General features: G+C 54.7%; 18 protein-coding genes and 1 riboswitch. Of the genes, 10 read left to right on the forward strand and 8 right to left on the reverse strand.

Annotated features, from left to right (window positions below; translation table 11 throughout):
* Nucleotides 1-248: 248 nt before the first annotated feature.
* Nucleotides 249-444: riboswitch (cyclic di-AMP (ydaO/yuaA leader) on the forward strand.
* Between the two features lie 134 nt (nucleotides 445-578).
* A complete protein-coding gene (eam, locus tag J2Z49_RS13740; RefSeq protein WP_307403598.1) occupies nucleotides 579-1841 on the forward strand; it encodes a glutamate 2,3-aminomutase in 1263 nt (420 codons plus the stop codon).
* A 161-nt stretch (nucleotides 1842-2002) separates the two neighbouring features.
* Nucleotides 2003-2227, forward strand: coding sequence for a helix-turn-helix domain-containing protein (locus J2Z49_RS13745; protein ID WP_307403600.1), 225 nt, complete (start codon nucleotides 2003-2005; stop codon nucleotides 2225-2227).
* Nucleotides 2228-2313: 86 nt separating this feature from the next.
* Here the strand turns inward: J2Z49_RS13745 and J2Z49_RS13750 are convergent, their stop codons facing one another.
* Nucleotides 2314-2637, reverse strand: a complete 324-nt coding sequence (locus tag J2Z49_RS13750) for an alpha/beta-type small acid-soluble spore protein (RefSeq protein WP_307403602.1) — start codon at nucleotides 2635-2637, stop codon at nucleotides 2314-2316.
* Between the two features lie 237 nt (nucleotides 2638-2874).
* On the opposite strand from J2Z49_RS13750, the gene guaB reads away from it, so the two are divergent.
* Nucleotides 2875-4320, forward strand: coding sequence for an IMP dehydrogenase (gene guaB, locus J2Z49_RS13755; RefSeq protein ID WP_307403632.1), 1446 nt, complete (start codon nucleotides 2875-2877; stop codon nucleotides 4318-4320).
* Between the two features lie 49 nt (nucleotides 4321-4369).
* On the opposite strand, the gene J2Z49_RS13760 is transcribed toward guaB, so the two are convergent.
* Nucleotides 4370-5020 (reverse strand): GNAT family N-acetyltransferase, encoded by a 651-nt coding sequence (locus tag J2Z49_RS13760; RefSeq protein ID WP_307403604.1) that lies wholly within the window; start codon nucleotides 5018-5020, stop codon nucleotides 4370-4372.
* A gap of 260 nt (nucleotides 5021-5280) precedes the next feature.
* Here J2Z49_RS13760 and J2Z49_RS13765 point away from each other — a divergent pair, with 260 nt between their 5' ends.
* From J2Z49_RS13765 to J2Z49_RS13775, 3 genes are all read left to right on the forward strand, one after another.
* Nucleotides 5281-6681: a phage-shock protein gene (locus J2Z49_RS13765; RefSeq protein ID WP_307403606.1), complete on the forward strand. Its 1401-nt coding sequence runs from the start codon at nucleotides 5281-5283 to the stop codon at nucleotides 6679-6681.
* A gap of 94 nt (nucleotides 6682-6775) precedes the next feature.
* Entirely contained in the window at nucleotides 6776-7462 is a 687-nt protein-coding gene (locus J2Z49_RS13770; protein WP_307403608.1) for a response regulator transcription factor, read from the forward strand.
* Nucleotides 7459-9084, forward strand: a complete 1626-nt coding sequence (locus tag J2Z49_RS13775) for a sensor histidine kinase (RefSeq protein WP_307403610.1) — start codon at nucleotides 7459-7461, stop codon at nucleotides 9082-9084. The genes J2Z49_RS13770 and J2Z49_RS13775 overlap by 4 nt, the downstream gene beginning before the upstream one ends.
* Before the next feature lie 148 nt (nucleotides 9085-9232).
* Here the strand turns inward: J2Z49_RS13775 and J2Z49_RS13780 are convergent, their stop codons facing one another.
* The gene (locus J2Z49_RS13780; protein WP_307403612.1) at nucleotides 9233-9634 is read right to left on the reverse strand and encodes a YckD family protein; all 402 of its coding nucleotides are present in this window, start codon (nucleotides 9632-9634) and stop codon (nucleotides 9233-9235) included.
* A gap of 194 nt (nucleotides 9635-9828) precedes the next feature.
* On the opposite strand from J2Z49_RS13780, the gene J2Z49_RS13785 reads away from it, so the two are divergent.
* The 4 genes from J2Z49_RS13785 (at nucleotide 9829) to J2Z49_RS13800 (ending at nucleotide 14263) form a co-directional block, all read left to right on the forward strand.
* A complete protein-coding gene (locus tag J2Z49_RS13785; RefSeq protein ID WP_307403614.1) occupies nucleotides 9829-11421 on the forward strand; it encodes an ASKHA domain-containing protein in 1593 nt (530 codons plus the stop codon).
* Nucleotides 11422-11661: 240 nt separating this feature from the next.
* Nucleotides 11662-12264, forward strand: a complete 603-nt coding sequence (locus J2Z49_RS13790; RefSeq protein WP_307403616.1) for a DUF1638 domain-containing protein — start codon at nucleotides 11662-11664, stop codon at nucleotides 12262-12264.
* Nucleotides 12251-12949 (forward strand): 4Fe-4S dicluster domain-containing protein, encoded by a 699-nt coding sequence (locus J2Z49_RS13795; protein ID WP_307403618.1) that lies wholly within the window; start codon nucleotides 12251-12253, stop codon nucleotides 12947-12949. Before J2Z49_RS13790 ends, J2Z49_RS13795 begins: the two co-directional genes overlap by 14 nt.
* A 117-nt stretch (nucleotides 12950-13066) precedes the next feature.
* Nucleotides 13067-14263 (forward strand): aminotransferase class V-fold PLP-dependent enzyme, encoded by a 1197-nt coding sequence (locus J2Z49_RS13800; protein ID WP_307403620.1) that lies wholly within the window; start codon nucleotides 13067-13069, stop codon nucleotides 14261-14263.
* A 388-nt stretch (nucleotides 14264-14651) separates the two neighbouring features.
* On the opposite strand, the gene J2Z49_RS13805 is transcribed toward J2Z49_RS13800, so the two are convergent.
* The 5 genes from J2Z49_RS13805 to J2Z49_RS13825 form a co-directional block, all read right to left on the reverse strand.
* Nucleotides 14652-15050, reverse strand: coding sequence for a cobalamin B12-binding domain-containing protein (locus J2Z49_RS13805; RefSeq protein WP_307403621.1), 399 nt, complete (start codon nucleotides 15048-15050; stop codon nucleotides 14652-14654).
* A gap of 68 nt (nucleotides 15051-15118) precedes the next feature.
* Nucleotides 15119-16780, reverse strand: coding sequence for an acyl-CoA mutase large subunit family protein (locus J2Z49_RS13810; RefSeq protein WP_307403623.1), 1662 nt, complete (start codon nucleotides 16778-16780; stop codon nucleotides 15119-15121).
* Nucleotides 16777-17721: a methylmalonyl Co-A mutase-associated GTPase MeaB gene (gene meaB / locus J2Z49_RS13815; RefSeq protein ID WP_307403625.1), complete on the reverse strand. Its 945-nt coding sequence runs from the start codon at nucleotides 17719-17721 to the stop codon at nucleotides 16777-16779. The genes J2Z49_RS13810 and meaB overlap by 4 nt, the downstream gene beginning before the upstream one ends.
* A 12-nt stretch (nucleotides 17722-17733) precedes the next feature.
* Nucleotides 17734-18273: a cob(I)yrinic acid a,c-diamide adenosyltransferase gene (cobO, locus tag J2Z49_RS13820; protein WP_307403627.1), complete on the reverse strand. Its 540-nt coding sequence runs from the start codon at nucleotides 18271-18273 to the stop codon at nucleotides 17734-17736.
* Between the two features lie 49 nt (nucleotides 18274-18322).
* Nucleotides 18323-18730, reverse strand: a 408-nt coding sequence (locus tag J2Z49_RS13825; protein ID WP_307403630.1) for an acyl-CoA dehydrogenase family protein, incomplete at its 5' end; no start/stop codon positions are given.

An 18730-nucleotide genomic window follows, 5' to 3' on the forward strand; every position in this document is an offset into this window, starting at 1 on the left:
GTAAAATGGAGGTAAATGTAGTGGTACGTCTTCTATTATTGCCCCGGATCCCTTGATTTTCGGGAGGTTTTAATTTGAAAGTTTCAAACTTCGATGAAAGGGTTATCCGGCGTTTATGGGACGCTTTAAGGCCGGTGGGCAAAAGCCACTTAACCGGAAAGGAACCCAGTTGCTGATTATACTCAAAAACTATTTACAATTTGTTCTAAAGATGATACAATTTAAGGAAGTTAACAATTAAATATTTTATGTCCTGAACGCTTAATTCTTTACCCAAAGAAGCGGAGGACCCATTTTCCTGGGGTGAATCCCCCTGGAAACGAAGACGCCCTCGAGTCGGTTTGTTGGGCATTCAAGGGGCGTTTTACCAGGTTTCCCGGGGGTAGGGTTATCCTTTCAACCCGAACCCGTCAGCTAACTTCGTAAGCGTGGAAGGGAGGACATGTGCTTGGGCTGGCGCACGGCTTTTTCTGTGTCTGTGTGCCGGAGTTAGGTATTTGCTTGCTGTCTTCCACCCCAGGAAAAAACCTGGGGTTTTTTATGTGTCTGGCCAAACTTTTTATAAAGGAGGGGTTTTGATGGCAATTTTTCCAATGCCTCCGGCTGGATTTGATCCCGAAGAAAAACATCGCATCTCCCTGGAACGGGCCCGGGAGCTGAAAGAACGTATTCGCGATTACCTGCAGGTTAAGGATAAAATATTAACTGGCCTTGATCTGGCAGAACCGCTGGAAGCAGCCCGGGAAAAAATCCTGGCTATTTTCAATGCTGGGAAAGAGCAGTGGGCAGACTGGCACTGGCAAATGGCCCACCGCATTACCAATGTGGACCTGTTGAGCCAGATCGTAAACTTAACACCTGAGGAGCGGCAGAGTATTGCTGAAGTGGGAAAACGTTTCCGGTGGGCCATTTCTCCTTACTACGCCAGCCTGCTGGCCGTCGACCGTCCTGGTGGTCCCATCTGGCTGCAGTCAGTGCCCCAGGAGGCCGAGTTGAACGATAGTGGTGGTAGTGAAGATCCCATGGCCGAGGCTTTTACCAACCCGGCACCGGCCGTTACCCGCCGCTACCCCGACCGCTTGATAATCAATGTAACCAATCAGTGTGCCATGTATTGCCGCCACTGCCAGCGGCGCCGCAATATCGGGGAAATAGACCGCCACCAACCCAGGGAAGTTCTCAGGGCAGCCCTGGATTATATCCGGGCCAATCCGGAAATCCGGGATGTGCTGATTACAGGTGGCGATGCCCTGCTTTTAAGTGATCGTTGCCTGGATTGGTTATTAAGCGAACTGGACGCCATCCCCCACGTGGAAATAAAGCGTATCGGGACCAGGGCCATCGTGACCATGCCCCAGCGCATTACGCCCGCGCTGTGTGCCATCCTGGAAAAGCACCCGCCCATATACATCAACACCCAGTTCAATCACCCCCTGGAGATCACGCCGGAAGTAAAGGAGGCCTGTGATCGCCTGGTTAAGGCGGGTGTGGTTCTGGGCAACCAGGCCGTATTGCTGAAAGGGGTCAACAATAATCCCCATGTGATGAAAAAACTAAACCAAACCCTTTTGCGCATCCGCGTCCGTCCCTATTACATCTTCCACGCCAAAGAGGTCAAAGGAACCAGGCACTTTATTACTTCCGTGGATGAGGGAATTGAGATTATGGAAAAACTGAGGGGTTACACCTCCGGGCTGGCCGTACCAACCTATATCATCAACGCCCCGGGTGGCCTGGGGAAAACCCCCGTGTTGCCCAAGTATATGGTGTTCCGGGACGACAAGCAGGTGGTCTTGCGCACCTGGGAAAAAAGGCTCATTTCTTACCCCAACCGCCACTAGGGGAAAAACGTGCCGGCACGGGTTTACCGTGCCGGCTTATAGTTATTGGGTTTCAGCAATTGTTTATGAAACACCGTTATATAATCGTAATCGTAAGTAATAATAAAACTTTTACCCATGGGGCAATATAAAAAGAAGATAAGCAACCGGGAGTGATGGCCATGGAGGAATACATCCGTTCCCGCGTCCCATGGAGTACCGAGCCAAGCCTTAAAACAAAGACCGAGGAAGTGGGCATAGATTTTGATGAATTCATCGAAGGGTTAAAAGACGGCAAGAGCGATGCGGAAATGGCCGCTGAATTTGGGGTGACCGAAAAGCTTATTTACCATCTGCGTGACCGTTTCGAGCGATATGGTATTGGTTCCATTATGGGACAGGATTAGGTCCGGTTTTCGATTTGCTCGTTCTCTTGCAGGGGGGTTTTAAAAAAGGAATGGGGAGGTGGTTAGGCCACCTCCCCGGCCAACAACTACTTGAGCAGGTTCTGTTCGGCGAACATTATCATCTGCCGGACCATATTACCGCCGAGTTTGCCGCCTATGCGTCCACCCACGGCGCCGCAGGCCCGGGAGCTCAAGTCTCCCCAGTAACCGTTTTTAATGTGTGGAGTGAGCCCCAATTCGTGAGCAATTTCGTACTTCATTTGATCTAGAATGCGGTTCCAGTTCTGGGGAGTGGCCACGCGTTCACCAACATGCAACGGATACCCCAGTTCGCTGGCTATCTCGTATTTTAGGGCATCCAGGCGGGAGTCAGCTGCCGGTACCAATAATTTGTTTTGACGATTTGGCATGCGGCAACACCTCCTCACCAGTATTGTTCCCGCCCGCATAGACAGTCATTCCGTTAGTTTAAGGGAGAATTGCAAACTGAGTCCTGTTGAAAAAGGTCCTGGGTCTATAGATTTAATCAGCCCAGGACCCTGGTATTTTATGTTAAAAAATTTAACTATACTTTCACGCACAGAAGGGGCGGGTTGTGCTATAATAGACGAATATAAAAAAGGCAAGAAAATAAGGAGGGATTCAGGCTGTACCCAGAAAAATTTGCCAAGTTTGGCCTTACCTTTGATGATGTTCTGCTCATTCCGGCAAAATCCGAGGTGTTACCTGGGGAAGTGGACACTACCACTTACCTCACGCGGGATATTAAGCTAAATATTCCCCTGATGAGCGCTGCCATGGACACGGTGACCGAATCCCGCATGGCCATTGCCATTGCCCGGGAAGGCGGGATTGGGGTAATTCACAAAAATATGTCCATTGAACGGCAGGCCCTGGAAGTGGACCGGGTTAAGCGGTCGGAACACGGGGTAATTTCCGATCCCATTTTCCTGTCCCCGGAAAGCCCCATCAGCGAGGCCTTATTGTTAATGGAACGTTATCGCATTTCAGGGGTGCCAGTAACCGTCAATGGTAAACTGGTAGGTATCCTGACCAACCGGGACCTCCGGTTTGAGCGGGATTTCAGTAAACCGGTAGGGGAAGTAATGACCAAGGATAACCTGGTTACGGCTCCGGTGGGGACAACCCTGGAGCAGGCCAAAGAAATTTTACGACGGCACAAGGTGGAAAAATTGCCCATTGTCGATGAGGATTGGCTAATAACCATCAAGGATATCGAAAAAGCGCGCCAGTATCCTTTATCGGCCAAGGACAAAAAGGGGCGGCTCCTGGTGGCGGCGGCGGTGGGCGTCAGCGCCGATACGGAAGAACGTACGGATGCTTTGGTTCGTGCCGGTGTGGACGCCATTGTGGTGGATACCGCCCACGGCCATAGCAGGGGAGTACTGGAAACCGTGGCCAGGATCAAGCGCAAATATCCCGAGGTGGCCGTGATCGCCGGTAATGTGGCTACTGCAGAAGGAACGCGGGATTTGATCCGGGCCGGCGCCGATGCGGTTAAGGTAGGCATCGGACCCGGTTCCATCTGTACCACGCGGGTAGTGGCCGGCGCGGGAGTACCTCAAATTACCGCTATTTATGAATGCGCCCGGGAGGCCGTGGCGCACAATACGCCCATTATTGCCGATGGCGGGATTAAATATTCCGGGGATATTACCAAGGCCATCGCTGCCGGGGCGGATGTGGTGATGATTGGCAGCCTGTTTGCCGGAACGGAAGAAAGCCCGGGGGAAATTGAAATTTATCAGGGACGCAGCTATAAAGTCTACCGGGGAATGGGTTCCCTGGGGGCAATGAAGGAAGGCAGTAGCGACCGCTACTTTCAGGAGCACCAGCTTAAACTGGTTCCGGAAGGAGTGGAGGGGCGCGTTCCCTACCGGGGACCCCTGTCAGAAACTGTTTTTCAGCTTATCGGAGGTTTGCGGGCCGGCATGGGCTATTGTGGTTGCCGGAACATCCACGAACTCAAAACCAAAACCCGGTTCATGCGCATTACACCGGCCGGCTTGCGGGAAAGCCATCCCCACGATGTGGTTATCACCAAGGAAGCTCCCAACTACAGCCTTAAGTAAACGAAAAAACCTCTTCCACCAGCGGGAGAGGTTTTAACTTTTTTAACCTTTATTTACACTGCTCCAGGAAGAACACCCCTTGCCGCATAAAGAGCATTTCCTTAAATAGTTCGATGTCTTTCTGGGGTACCCGTTTTCCGTAGCGCACCATGAGCACGTTGGCTATGTGTTCCAGGATATCGGGATCATCGGTGAGTTCTTTTTGCATTCCTACCGAGCCAAAAAGTTTGGTCAGCATTTTCTGATACTGCCATACGTCAAGACCCGTGTTCCGCAGATCCCAGTGCCAGCAGAACTCTATGGTGATAACAATATAATCCTCCATTACCGGGTTTAAAAAGGCCAGCTCCAGTAGCTTCCGGGCCAATTTATATTCACGCCAGTCCGGGCTGACTTCAATAGCTCCCAGCTCCAACACGCGCGGGTGCTTGCTCCAGCGGCTGTGACGATCCGGCGGCAGGAAAGTGACATAACCAACCACCTTTGACCCTACGCGCACAATGTAAACCATGCCTTCCGGTAGATCGGCAATTTCCTTCAGGGCCGCTTTCTGTTTTTCCGCCTGGCGAAAATTATTTAATTTTTCATCGAAGGCTAATGTATTCAGGTAATCGCCGCTTACAGGCCCTTCTAGAAAGGCTACCCCGTAGGGAGTAATTACCTGGAACACATTTTCTATCTCCGCACAGGCGGTGCTCATGATGTTCACCTCCGATGTTTTTGCCCGGAATGGCTATCTAACCGTTCAGGATTGTATTTGACCACTCAACCCCTTAATTCAACCGTTTGCTTGATCCAATTATAACCTACCTGTCGTCTGGCTGACAATAGAAAATTTTATGTTGAATTATACAGGAAAAAAGTGGTAAAAAGTGGCATTTCTTTGCAGGGGAAACATCAGGTGTCAGGGAATAGATCCATTATTTCTCAGAAATTAGGAAGGAAGGTGGGGCTTTTGCCATGGGAGGAAAACTCTATTCCCTGACCGACGTTTTAAAGAAAACACTGTTTTTCTTTGATTCTTTGACCGTAGCGGAATTAACCCCTTACGTGCGCAAGCGGATGATGCGCGATTACACCCTTTCCCAGGTGGAAGAAAAGGTCGTGCTTTGTTTGCGTCAGCATCCCTGTTTTTTTGTGGATAACCGCAACGCCTGGCACCTGGATCTGGAAGGAAACCGGGAAAATGATGCTTTTTATGCCCTGCTGCTCAAACGCCAGAAGCCCATGAGTTTAAAGGAGCTGAAAGGTGCTGCCTGGGGTAAAAATAAGAAAAACAGGCGCCTGGTGGCCGAGGAAGCCAGCCTTATTTCCGATGGGCGCTTTATTCAGCTGGACAACGGTTACTGGGGGTTGACCGAATGGGAAGTGGAAGCCGGCCAGTATGCCCTGAAACATTTGGTGATTAAGGCTTTAAAAACCCATCCCCAGGGTTTAAGCCTGCAGCAGATTTATGAAGTGGTCAATGCCTGGCGCCAAACCACGGTAACGGCCATCGAAGGGGTACTCAGGAAGTTTCCCTATTTCGAGCTGCTGGGGGAAGGGGTGTGGACCTACAACCCCGGTGTACAGTCGGCCTATGAGGCCCTGACGAAACGCTACCTGGCCGCTTTGAACCGTCAGAAGGCTCGCTGGCACCGGGACCGGGAGCGCTGGCGCAAAAAGATAAGCACGCTGGAGCAGCAATTGCAGGAGGTCAATGCTGCCTACCGGGAAGCGGCCGTGGCCCTTGCCCAGCGGGCAGAGGAAGTAGCCCAGCATGAATACCTGGTGACCCAGATGGCGGAAAAGGATTTGCTCCTTTCCCTGCGCAAAAAAGAAATATTGCGCTACCGGGAGCACATCAACAAGCTGGAGGCCAAGGCCAACAGTATCTTGTATCAATGCCGCCTCTGGGTGAAAAGGGCCCGGGATGGCGAACAGGAAATCGCCCAACTACGCCAGGTGCTGGCCAAGAACCAGGCCAGCCTGGAAACCATGTTTACCAAGCTGCAGCAATATAAAGAGCGGGACCGGGAAAACAAGAGCAAGCTAGCTGAGCTGAAAGAGCAGCATGCCGCCAGGGTAGCGGAGCTGCAGACGGAAATTGTGGAGCTCAGACAAAAACTGGAACGGGTTCAAGAAATGGCTTTACAGGAGGAAAGGCAGTTGCGGGAAGAAATCAGCCTTTTAAGCAACGACTTGAAGGAGGCGCTGGAAAAGGGGGAAGAAGCACAACGTTCCCTGCGCTTTACCCAGAAGGAGCTGCAGCGCTGCCAGGAGCAATACCGTCGTCTGCAGGGTAGTTTGAAAAACCCTCTGGTCAGGCTGGCCATACGTTTTTGTTCCTGGTTTGGGGGACCCACAGGGCAGCCGATTTAAAGCCGGGGGCCGCACCGGGAGTGGTGGGCCCTAATTTTACGCCTTGGTTTTACGCCTAAATGTTTTTATGTTATATTGTTTCCGGGGGATCTAAATGAAAAGAATTCTGGTAGCCGACGATGAGGTTAAGATCAGAGAATTGGTGCGTATGTATCTGGAAAAAGAAGGCTTCAGGGTGGTGGAGGCCGCCGATGGAGCCGCTGCTTTGGATTATCTTGCCCGGGAGCATTTTGATCTGGTGATTCTTGATCTTATGATGCCCAATACCGATGGCTGGACGGTATGCCGGGAGATCCGCAAGCGGGATAACCCGGTGCCCATCATTATGCTCACCGCCCGGGGGGATGAGATTGACCGGGTGCTGGGGCTGGAACTGGGGGCCGATGATTATGTGGTTAAACCATTTAGCCCCCGGGAACTGGTGGCCCGGGTGAAAGCGGTCCTGCGCCGTTCTGGCGGGGAGAAAAACGGTCCTGAGGTTCTTGTTTATGACGGGTTGACCATCGACCCCTCTTCCCGGAAGGTAGAAGTCAACGGGCAGGTAGTTAACCTTACTCCCAAGGAGTACGACTTGCTTTATGTGATGGCCCTATCCCCGGGCCGTGTATTCACCCGGGAACAGTTGCTGGAAAAGGTCTGGGGTTATGATTTCTTTGGTGAAATGCGGACGGTAGATACCCATATTACCAGGCTCCGGGAAAAGTTGTCCCGTGTTCCGGGAGCACCCCAATGCATTGTCACCGTATGGGGTGTGGGTTATAAATTTGAGGTGAACAAATGAAGCTGCGGGGAATTGTAGGTAAGCTCTGGCTGGTCATGCTGGTTCTGGTGGTAGGGGTTTTGGGGTTATCCGCACTGATCCAGGCCGGCATCCTGGAAAAAATCTATTACGAACAGCAAACGGCCAAGTTGGTGGTACAAGGGGAAAGGCTGGCGGAGATCCTGGTAGAACAGCAGGATCCCAATCTGGCGGCCCGGCAGGTGGACTTGCTCGCCCGGTTGATGAATGCCAGCGTGATGGTGGTTGACTCCCGGGGGCTGGTGGAGCACTGGCAGGCCATGGGCATGGGCCACATGATGCCCCACATGGGGGGAGCCCCCTGGTCCAGGGGTGGCCGGGGTCAGGGAGCGCCCTGGCGAGGTGGAGCAAGCGATGGGGGATCTCCAGGTAAGGAGCAATCCTTCCAGTCCCGGTTTGGTCAGGAGACAATGGAGGGTGCGCCCTGCTCCACACCGCCTGTCAGTCGCGGTGAAGGGGGGAGTTTGGCCGCCATGATGCCCTTTGACCGGGAACAGATCCAGCGGGTGCTGGCCGGTGAAAGGGTTGTACGCCGGGAATATAACCCCTTTTTTAATGCCGATGTGGTGGTAGCCGGCATTCCCCTGCAAAAGGGAAAACAGGTCTTTGGAGCGCTGTTTATTCATGCTCCGGTGGCTCCCCTGGCCGCAAACCTTAAGGCCCTGCAGCAATCCAGCCTTTATGCCCTTGCCCTGGGGGCTTTAATGGCTACATTGTTCGGCCTCCTCCTCTCCCGCACCCTGGCCAGGCCTCTGGTGGAAATGGATCGGATTGCCCGGGCCATGGCCCAGGGAGATTTTACCCGCCAGGTGACGGTACGTTCCAGGGACGAAATTGGAGCCCTGGCCCAGTCACTCAATACCCTTTCCCGGGAATTGCAGGAAAAAATATCCGCTTTGCAAAAGATCGACGCAGCACGCAAGGAATTTGTGGCCAACGTTTCCCACGAGCTGCGCACACCCCTGACCATCATGCAGGGTTATACCGAGGCCATCCTGGACGGCCTGGCCCGGGATGAAGGCCAGCGCCGGGAATACCTGCAAAACATACTGGAAGAAATTTTACGCCTGCGCCGCCTGGTGGATGACCTCCTGGACTTGCGTCGCATGGAATCGGGGCGGATCACCCTGCGCAAACAGCCGGTGGATATAAAAGCGCTCGTTAACCAGGTGGTGGAACGGTTTGCCGGCGTGGCCGGGGAAAAGGGTACACTCCTGGAAGTTTATTTGCCGGATGACTTGCCGCCGGTTTGCGGCGACGGCGATCGCCTGGCCCAGGTGTTGTACAACCTGGTTGATAATGCTCTTAGAGTTACTCCCGCCGGAGGCCGGGTGGAAGTTGCGGCCCGGCAGGCGGCCGGCAAGGTGGAGGTGGCCGTAAAAGATACGGGACCGGGGATTCCGGCTCATGAAATACCTCTCATTTGGGAACGGTTTTACAAGGGTGACCCCTCCCGCCGGCGTGCCGGGGGTGGGAGCGGCCTGGGCCTGGCCATTGCCAAACAGATCATCGACCTGCACGGCGGGGAGATTAAAGTGGACAGCGAAGCGGGACAAGGAGCTACTTTTACCATTACCCTGGAAGCCGCTATGATGGATACATGAAAAACTGCTGATTAAATAAGACGTTTCGCAAAACCCACAAAAATGCATAAGTGGCGCGGTTATTCCACTCGCCGGCCGGATATTTTGCGAAATGATCGAAAAAGAGGGCTGGTACCCTTTGTGTACAAGCCCTCTTTTTACTCGAGCTTTAACTGCCGGTGGAGGGCGCGGGGTTGGGGTTACTGTTCCAGTAACCGCCCATCATCCCCCAGCCTGGCCCCCTCCCCCAACCGCCCCTCCCGCCCATGAGGCCGAAACCGGGGCAGACGCCCGGGCCGTACCAGGCGAAGCGGTCGGGATTTTCGGCAAAGAATTTCTGCCTGGCGTCCAGGTTAGCCTTAATTTGCTGGCCCTGTTCCGGGGTTAGCCGGCCATATTCCACGTACTTGTCTACCATTTGCTTTCTCAGGTTGATTATTTGCTGGTGCAGGGCGCTCAACTCTTTGGCCTGCTCCGGAGTGAGGGCGGCGGATACCGTGGCTGCCAGGGCCGGGACGGCCATGGCCAGGATCAGGATGGTGGCCAGGATGATCACCAGTTTCTTTTTCATGGGATTCACCTCCTTGAGCTGGAATTCTTATCTGGGTTTATTATACCCTTCAATTATCACAAAGTAGTTGGGAAACTGTTACGATTTTGTTACAAAGAACAAATCTAATGATCAACATCAAGAAAAGAAATCATTCTTCCCAAGAAAATTATGATATAATTCTGGCATCAGAGCGGTTAAACGAGGTGTAAAACGTGGCGGACAAAGTGGTGATTTTAACTGGCGGTGTGTCCAGGGAAGAGATTGCTTTAGATCCTCTGACCAGGAAAATCTACCTGGAGCTCACGGAACCAAGTTTGGAGGACAACCGGGCCGATGTGGATAGGCTGGCAGCGGCTTTAGAGAAGTTATTGGGGCCGGTAGTTGTGCCCCTGGCGGCCATGCGCCGCATTCCTGCCGTTTTGCGGGACGCGGACTGGCGGGTAACGGTCACAGTGGGGGCGGGGGCTCCCGGGGTGTGGAACCTGGTGGATGTGGAACCCGGAGATACCGTCAAACGCCATTACGGCCTGGCCGTAGATATCGGCTCGACCACTGTGGTGGTTTACCTGGTGAACATGCACGACGGGCGAATTATGGGCACGGCAGCGGATTACAACGGGCAGGTTGGCCTGGGGGAGGACATCCTCACCCGTATATACCTGGCGGGCACGCCCGGGGGCCTGGAGCAATTGCAACGGGCCATTCTGGTTACATTGAATGGGCTGATCAGGCGGTTAACCGATGAACATGGGTTGGCCGGCGGTAACATCAGCGCCGTTGCCATAGGTGCCAACAGCACCATGGTTCACTTGTTTCTGGGGGTGGACCCCTCCCGCATTTGCATGGCCCCGTACATTCCGGTGGTAAACAACCCGGGCCTTATACCTGCCGGGCAACTGGGATTGGAAATTAACCCCTTGGCGCCCGTCTACTGCCTCCCCTCCGTGGGCAGTTATGTGGGCGGGGATGTGGTTGCCGGCGTACTGGCCAGTGGTTTGCACCAGCAGCCGGAGCTCTCTTTGTTTGTAGACATTGGTACCAACGGGGAAATTATTTTGGGCAACCGGGACTGGCTGGTGGGTTGCGCCGGGGCCGCCGGGCCGGCCCTGGAGGGTGGTGTGGCGGAATGCGGCATGCGTGCCGAGCCGGGGGCCATAGACAGCGTGTCTATCGATCCCGAAAGTGGTAAGGTCCGCTACACAACCATCGGCGGTGCGCCCCCCATGGGCATTTGCGGCTCCGGGCTGGTGGACTGCCTGGCGGAACTTTTGCTGGCGGGTATCATCGACCGGGCGGGGCGTTTCAAGGACGGGCGCAGGGAGTTCGTGGTGGTGCCCGCGTCGGAATCGGCTACCGGCAAGGACATTGTGGTTACCCAGGTGGACATCAACAATCTCATGCGCACCAAGGGGGCGGTTAATGCCGCCCTGGAGTTGTTGCTGGAAAGCGTAGGCTGCAATCTTTCCGACATCAGCCGCTTCTATGCCGCCGGTGCCTTTGGCCAGTACCTGCACCTGGAGTCGGCCATCACTATCGGCCTTTACCCTGATTTGCCCCGGGATAAAATGGTACGCCTGGGCAACGCTTCGGGAGAAGGGGCGCGGCTGGTGCTGCTCTCCAACCGGAAGCGCGCGGAGGCTGAGGCCATTGCCCGTAACATCACTTACTTCGAGCTCAACGCCAACCAGGTCTTTATGAATAAATTTGTCGGGAGCAAATTTCTACCCCACACCAACCTGGATTATTACCCCACGGTAAAGGCAAAGTTAATTGAACGGGGACTCGTGGAAGCCGAAACCAATTGAAGCTCCGGAAAACTAAGCCCTGGAAAGCTGATACCCGGCCTTTGCCAGCCAGGGCGTTATGTTTTACAGAATCCATCCCCTTTCTCTGCCGAGCTGGTTCCCTGCTTTCTTCACAGTGCAAGGCGGGTATTCTGCCCGACTGATATATTAGTTTCACCGGATAGGTCGTAATGTAAAATTTTTAGTATCGTTCAGGTGGCAAGCCATTATACAATTTGGGAAAAAAGTGGGGGAGTATTTATGAACCGGGTTTTCGTTTGCTGCGGTGTCCTGCGCCCGGAATTGGAGAAGGTGTTTGCCGAACTGGCCAAGGACAAGGGAGTTGCAGAGGAAAGGATTTACCTGGAGCCGGTCTTGCATGTGAACCTGGACAGGTTAAAGCAGTCCCTGGCCGGGGCCCTGTCCGGGGCGGTGGGGGAGGGTAAAAGGGTGCTTGCAATATATGGCTATCTGTGTCACCCGGAAATGGAAGCCTTGGTCAAGGGGTATGGGGCTCTGGTATCCACGGCCCGCAACTGCATCGAAATGCTGCTGGGGGAGGACATGGCCAGGCTTGATGCAGAGGCCAGGACATTTTACTTAACCCCGGGGTGGCTGAAAAACTGGAAGCAGATCTTCATCGAAGGGCTTGGGTGGGACAGCATTGACGCCCGCCAGAAATTTGGCCTTTACGACCGCATCCTGCTCCTGGATACGGGAGTGATGCCTCTGGATGAAGAAGAAATCCTCGAGTTTTTTGATTACACCCGGGTGCCGGTGGAAATCCGCCGGTTTAAGCTGCAAAACCTGCGATACCTGGTGCAAAAAATGCTGAAGGAAGCGGAGTTTCATGTCGATTACTGAAAGCTTGCAAAAACTGGCACGAAGCCTGAACCTCTGTGCTCTGGGGGCGGCACCGGTGGAGCGTTACCGGGAAGCGCCACCCGGGCACCGGCCGGATGATTTTCTGCCGGGGGCCAGGAGCGTTGTTACCTTCGCCTGCCGTCTCAGTGACGGGCCGTTAAACAATCTGCCGCACGCCCGCAACCAGTACATGGTGGAATTCGAGGCGGTGAATCGCATTTTGCTTGATGCGGCCTATAGGATTGCCCGCTTTCTAGAAAACCAGGGGTTTGAGAGCATGCCCTTCGGCCCAGAGGCGGCCATTGGCGATTATGCCCGGCTAAAAGGAGACTTTTCCCACAAACATTCGGCCGTCCTTTGTGGACTGGGCAGTTTTGGCATTAACAACCTGCTACTGACCCCGGAACACGGGCCCCGCGTGCGCCTGGCCAGCGTGGTAACCACGGCGGAGCTGGATTACAACGAGCCCCTGTCCGGCGAACTCTGTAGAAGATGCCTTAAATGTGTGCAGGTGTGCCCCTCCGGTGCGCTGGAGCAATGGGAAGGAAGGTATTCTTCCCAAACCGGGTGGATAATTAACAAGGAAAAATGCGCCCATTATATGTTCGTGGTCAATGCGGGAAAAAGGTGCGGCATATGTGTATCCGCCTGCAAACTCCCGGCCAAAAAATGCGGTGGCAATTAAGTGCCTGAGGACGGCTGCGGCTTTCTGTCTTCCCGTACTTTGTATATGCTACCAGGTAAGGGGCAACGCTATAATCAATGCTGCGAGTGGCATTTTTGCAATTGGGGTGTTATGAACATGGAGCCTGAAAGGCGTGTCGTTTACTTCGACAACGCGGCTACCTCCTGGCCCAAGCCGCCGGAAGTGCTGGCGGCCATGGAGCATTGCCTGCGGGAAGTGGGAGCCAACCCGGGGCGGGCGGGGCACAAGCTGGCCCTGGCAGCTAACCGCCTGGTGGACGAAACGAGGAAGGAACTGGCTGCCCTGTTCAACATCCGGGATTCCGACCGCATCGTGTTCGGCTTGAATGCCACCGAAGCCCTGAACCTGGCCATCAAGGGGCTGCTCAAGCCCGGGCAGCATGTAGTTACCAGCTCCATGGAACACAATTCGGTTACCCGCCCCCTCCATGTCCTGCAGGGGCGGGGGGTGGAGGTAACCAAAGTGCCCTGCGACCATACCGGGGCCATCCGGGTGGAAGATGTGGCCGCCGCCATTCGGCCTGATACCGTGGCCATTATTATGACCCATGCCTCCAATGTTACCGGAACCATCATGCCCGTGGCCGAGATCGGCCGCCTGGCCCGGAAAAAGGGGTTGCGCTTCATTGTGGATGCTGCCCAAACGGCGGGGGTGCTGGATATTGACGTAGAGGCGATGCACATTGACCTGCTGGCTTTCCCCGGCCACAAGAGCCTGTTGGGCCCGCCGGGGACGGGGGGATTGTATGTGGCGAAGGGGGTGGACCTGACACCGTTAAAAGAAGGGGGTACCGGCAGCCATTCGGATGTTCCGGGCCAGCCGGAGGTGCTACCCGAGCGCTACGAGAGCGGCACCTTGAACACGGTGGGCCTGGCCGGTTTGGGGGCAGGGGTTAAATTTATCCGTTGGGAGGGCATGGAGAGAATCCGGCGGCACGAGCAGGATTTGACCAGGCAGTTCCTGGAGGGACTCAAGAAAATTGAGGGCATACGGGTATACGGGCCCCGGGATGCAACATGCCAGGCTCCGGTGGTTTCCTTTGCCGTAAAAAACCGGCCGGCGGGAGATATTGGCACCATTCTGGACCAAAAGTATAATATTGCCTGCCGGGCCGGGCTGCACTGCGCTCCCGACGCCCACCGGACACTGGGTACTTTTGAACAAAAACTGGTCCGTTTTAGCTTTTCGTATTTTAACCGGCCCGACGAGGTGGATTATGCCCTCAAGTGCCTTTTGGAGATTGTGGAAAAAGACATACCAGCGCCCGAAGGTAGCAGTGGCTGCTGGTGCTAGTGGACATCGAAAAGGGGGAACTGTAAAATGTATGGTTCTCCCGGAATACTTCAATCCGCTTAAGGCACGGCGCTGTCCCGTTCACTCATATGCTCCGCGTAAGATGCGCACCACGGTTCACTTCGGGCCGCTCAGCACTTACCAATAAGGAATTGCCTCTGTGGGAGACCTATGGCACATACCCGCTGTCTGTACTGAAAAAGAATAATTAATTCGGTGAGTGCTGGGTCTTCTGCGGATTGCCCGCGACTAGTTACACTTCGCAGTAAACTTTTAACTTATGTGTTTTGAATCTTTCTTTCGGTTAGCTGATCTTGCGTCCTCGAGAGCCGAGCCGGCCCAGCACTCACCGAAAAAGCTATGCTGGAAAGAGCAGCGTTTAGATAAATTAAACCTTTACATTGGACTGGATCCACTCGACGATGGCTTCCAGGGGGGTGCCGGGAGTAAACAACTCCTTGACCCAGCCGCCCTCCTTAAGGGCCCTTATATCGTCCTCGGGTATGGTACCTCCTCCAATGACAATGATGTCATCGGCACCATTTTCCCTGAGCAGCTGCGTCACCCGGGGGATAAGGGTCATATGGGCCCCGGAAAGAATGCTTAAACCGACCACGTCCACATCTTCCTGGATGGCGGCTTCCACGATTTGTTCCGGTGTCTGGTGCAAGCCGGTATAGATTACCTCCATACCGGCATCCCGCAGCGCCCGGGCGATAACCCGGGCACCGCGGTCGTGGCCGTCAAGGCCCGGTTTGGCAACCAGCACTCTGATCTTTCTGGCCATTTACTTTGCCCTCCTTCACCAGTCAAGTATTCGGTATGAGTTGAGGAACATTGCTTTGCTGCCTCTTGCTAGAACGTTGGTTTCTCTTTGTACTCCCCAAACACTTCCCGCATGACCTGGATTATTTCCCCCTCGGTGGCATAGGCCCGCACGCAGTCCAGGATATAGGGGATGACGTTTTCCGTTCCCTCACAGGCCCGGCGCAGGGCCTCCAGGGTTTCTCTGACCCGGATGTTATCCCGCTCCCGGCGCAGCTTTTGCAACCGGGCTACCTGTTCCTGTTCAATTTTGGGATCGATTTTTAAGATTTCGATTTCCAGCTTTTCATCAGGATTGACAAATTCATTTACACCCACCAGGATCCGCTGCTTGCTGTCCAGGGCCCGCTGGTAACGGTAGGCGGCGTCGGCAATTTCCTGCTGGAAGAAGTTCTGCTCGATGCAGGCCAGAACACCGCCACGCTTTTCAATCTCTTCAAAATATTTTTCCGCTTCTTCTTCCATCTTGTTGGTCAGGGCTTCCACGTAATAGGAACCGGCCAGGGGATCAATTACATTGGCCACCCCGGTCTCATAGGCCAGGATTTGCTGGGTGCGCAGGGCAATCTGTACCGCTTTTTCCGTGGGCAGGGCCAGTACTTCGTCCATGGAATTGGTATGCAGGGACTGGGTACCTCCCAGCACGGCAGCCAGGGCCTCGTAGGCGGTGCGTACAATGTTGTTTTCCGGCTGCTGGGCGGTCAGGCTGCAACCAGCCGTCTGGGTGTGGAAACGCAACAACCAGGAGCGGGGGTCTTTGGCGCCGTATTTTTCCTTCATCCGACGTGCCCAGATGCGCCGGGCTGCCCGGTACTTGGCGATCTCCTCAAAGAAATCGATATGGGCATTAAAGAAGAAGGACAAGCGGGGGGCAAAGTCATCCACATTCAGCCCCGCCTTAATGCCGGCTTCCACGTAGGCAAAACCGTCGGCCAGGGTAAAGGCCAGTTCCTGCACCGCTGTGGAGCCGGCTTCCCGGATGTGATAGCCGCTGATGCTGATGGTATTCCATTTGGGGACGTGACGGCTGGCGTAGGCAAATATGTCGGTGATCAGGCGCATGGAGGGTTCCGGCGGGAAAATCCAGGACTTTTGGGCGATGTATTCTTTCAAAATATCATTCTGGATGGTGCCGGTAAGCTTTTCCGGTCGCACGCCCTGTTTTTCCCCGGTGGCAATATACATGCACCAGATGACGGCAGCCGGGGCATTGATAGTCATGGAGGTGCTCACCTTATCCAGGGGGATGCCGTCAAAAAGGGTTTCCATATCCTGCAGGGAGTCAATGGCCACGCCCACCCGGCCCACTTCACCCAGGGACCGGGGATGGTCGCTGTCGTAACCCATGATGGTGGGCATGTCAAAGGCTACACTTAACCCTGTCTGCCCCTTTTCCAGCAAATACTTATAGCGTTTGTTGGATTCTTTGGCCGTGGCAAAGCCGGCAAACTGGCGCATGGTCCACAGCCGGCCCCGGTACATATTCCTGTAAACCCCCCTGGTAAAAGGGTATTCACCGGGGAACCCCAGATCCCGCTCATAGTCAAGATCCTCGATGTCCAGAGGAGTGTAGAGGTCTTTAACCTCCATGCCCGAAACGGTTTCAAACCGGAAGTCCCGGTCCTTCATCTGACAGCGGTTTTCCCGCCATTTTTCCAGGCCCTCCTTGATCCCTTTCGGTTGATCGTTCATTGCGTTAATCCTCCTTTCCAGGATTGTCTAATTATATCCATGGCTGCCGAGTATGGATCCAGCTGGCGCGCGGCCACTTTTTCCACCAGGTGTTCGTAATGCCTGTCCAGATCCCGGGAAATCAGGTGCACAAGCTGGCGCTGAATTATTTCCGCCAGCTCCCGGCGCACCCTTTCCCTGTTTGTTTCGCCCTTGTTACCCTTACGCCAGGCCCTGTGTTTTTTAATGGTAGCCCACAGTTCCGGGATGCCCCGGTGGTCTATGGCAATGGTGGTCACCACCGGCGGACGCCACCCGTTAATTAACGGGCTTAAGTCCAGCATGGCTTCGATATCGGTGACCATTTTACGGGCCCCATCAAGGTCGGCTTTGTTAATCACGAAAATATCAGCAATTTCCATGATCCCGGCCTTGATGGTCTGGATGTGATCTCCCGCCTGGGGGGTGAGGACGACCAGGGTAGTGTCCGCGTGGTGCATTATGTCCAGTTCCGACTGGCCAACCCCCACCGTTTCCACCAGAATAACGTCGCATCCAAAGGCGTCCAGCACCCTGATCGCATCCCGCGTGGCCTCGGCCAGCCCTCCCAGGCTGCCCCGGGTGCCCATGCTGCGAATAAACACCCCCCGGTCGGTGGCATGTTCCTGCATCCTGATGCGGTCGCCGAGAAGTGCTCCCCCTGAGAAGGGGCTGGTGGGATCCACTGCAATCACCCCCACCTTCAGGTCCTCACTGCGGATTTCCCTGGTTAGTTCGTCGACCAGGGAACTTTTGCCTGCCCCCGGGGACCCGGTGATACCCACCACATGGGCCCGGCCGGTATGGGGATATATCTGCCGTAGAACATCCCTTTTTTCCGGTGCATCATTTTCAATCAAGGTGATTAGCTTGGCCGCGCTGCGCCGGTCGCCCTGCAGCACTTTTTCAACCAGGTCGTTCATTGGATCCCCCTCCTAGTATTCAATGCCTTTCCGGGCCTCAACACCGTCATAATAGGGATGGTTGATCAGGTGCATTTCGGTTACCACGTCGGCCGCCTTGATGATTTTGGGATGGGCATACCGGCCGGTGAGGATCAACTCCACGTGGGGCGGCTTATTTCGAATCAGGTCTAAAACCGCATCCAGAGGGATCAGGTCAAAATCAACAGCCACATTGATCTCATCCAGGATAACCAGGTCATAGTTACCTTCCATGATCACCTTGCGGGCCATATCCAGACCCTGCCGGGCCAGGGCGATGTCTTCCGGGGAAGGATTTTCCTTGTCTACAAATGTTTCCAGGCCCGATTGCACTATGGTCAGGTCGGCTAAATACTTTTCAGCCGCCTTAATCTCGCCATATTCCTTGCTTCCCTTCATGAATTGAAGCATGAACACCCGGTAGCCGTGGCCGATTGCCCGGAGGGCCAGTCCCAGGGCGGCGGTGGTCTTACCCTTGCCGTTACCGGTGTAAACGTGCACGTATCCTTTCTCCAGTCGCCGGCGGTTCATGGCATGTCTCCTTTCTAAAATGAACTTCTTCGCTGGTGGAGTTTCGTTGCTATTTCAGGAGGTGTTTGGCAATGACCAGCCGCTGGATCTGGTTGGTACCCTCGTAGATCTGGGTGATTTTGGCATCGCGCATGTACCGCTCCACAGGGTACTCCTTGCAGTAGCCGTAACCGCCCAGGATCTGTACCGCGTTGGTGGTGACAAACATGGCCGTGTCCGTGGCATACATCTTGGCCATGGAGGCTTCCTTAGAGTGAGGCAGCCCCTTGTCCTTCAGCCGGGCGGCCCGGTAAACCAGCAGCCGGGCGGCATCAATCCGGGTGGCCATGTCGGCCAGCATGAATTGGATGGCCTGGAATTCGGCAATGGGACGGCCAAACTGCACCCGCTGCTTGGAGTATTCCAGGGCCACGTCAAAGGCCGCCTGGGCGATGCCCAGACCCTGGGCGCCGATGCC

This window comes from Desulfofundulus luciae (genome assembly GCF_030813795.1).
GTDB classification, from domain to species: Bacteria; Bacillota; Desulfotomaculia; order Desulfotomaculales; family Desulfovirgulaceae; genus Desulfofundulus; species Desulfofundulus luciae.

What these genes read in the sequence shown, in the direction of transcription:
- J2Z49_RS13760 (WP_307403604.1), bottom strand. Translation starts at nt 5,020, where the DNA reads ATGAGCACCGCCTGTGCGGAGATAGAAAATGTGTTCCAGGTAATTACT.
- J2Z49_RS13800 (WP_307403620.1), top strand. Translation starts at nt 13,067, where the DNA reads ATGGAGCCTGAAAGGCGTGTCGTTTACTTCGACAACGCGGCTACCTCC.
- meaB (WP_307403625.1), bottom strand. Translation starts at nt 17,721, where the DNA reads ATGAACGACCTGGTTGAAAAAGTGCTGCAGGGCGACCGGCGCAGCGCG.
- J2Z49_RS13770 (WP_307403608.1), top strand. Translation starts at nt 6,776, where the DNA reads ATGAAAAGAATTCTGGTAGCCGACGATGAGGTTAAGATCAGAGAATTG.
- J2Z49_RS13805 (WP_307403621.1), bottom strand. Translation starts at nt 15,050, where the DNA reads ATGGCCAGAAAGATCAGAGTGCTGGTTGCCAAACCGGGCCTTGACGGC.
- eam (WP_307403598.1), top strand. Translation starts at nt 579, where the DNA reads ATGGCAATTTTTCCAATGCCTCCGGCTGGATTTGATCCCGAAGAAAAA.
- J2Z49_RS13780 (WP_307403612.1), bottom strand. Translation starts at nt 9,634, where the DNA reads ATGAAAAAGAAACTGGTGATCATCCTGGCCACCATCCTGATCCTGGCC.
- J2Z49_RS13765 (WP_307403606.1), top strand. Translation starts at nt 5,281, where the DNA reads ATGGGAGGAAAACTCTATTCCCTGACCGACGTTTTAAAGAAAACACTG.
- J2Z49_RS13745 (WP_307403600.1), top strand. Translation starts at nt 2,003, where the DNA reads ATGGAGGAATACATCCGTTCCCGCGTCCCATGGAGTACCGAGCCAAGC.
- J2Z49_RS13790 (WP_307403616.1), top strand. Translation starts at nt 11,662, where the DNA reads ATGAACCGGGTTTTCGTTTGCTGCGGTGTCCTGCGCCCGGAATTGGAG.
- J2Z49_RS13810 (WP_307403623.1), bottom strand. Translation starts at nt 16,780, where the DNA reads ATGAACGATCAACCGAAAGGGATCAAGGAGGGCCTGGAAAAATGGCGG.
- cobO (WP_307403627.1), bottom strand. Translation starts at nt 18,273, where the DNA reads ATGAACCGCCGGCGACTGGAGAAAGGATACGTGCACGTTTACACCGGT.
- J2Z49_RS13750 (WP_307403602.1), bottom strand. Translation starts at nt 2,637, where the DNA reads ATGCCAAATCGTCAAAACAAATTATTGGTACCGGCAGCTGACTCCCGC.
- J2Z49_RS13795 (WP_307403618.1), top strand. Translation starts at nt 12,251, where the DNA reads ATGTCGATTACTGAAAGCTTGCAAAAACTGGCACGAAGCCTGAACCTC.
- J2Z49_RS13775 (WP_307403610.1), top strand. Translation starts at nt 7,459, where the DNA reads ATGAAGCTGCGGGGAATTGTAGGTAAGCTCTGGCTGGTCATGCTGGTT.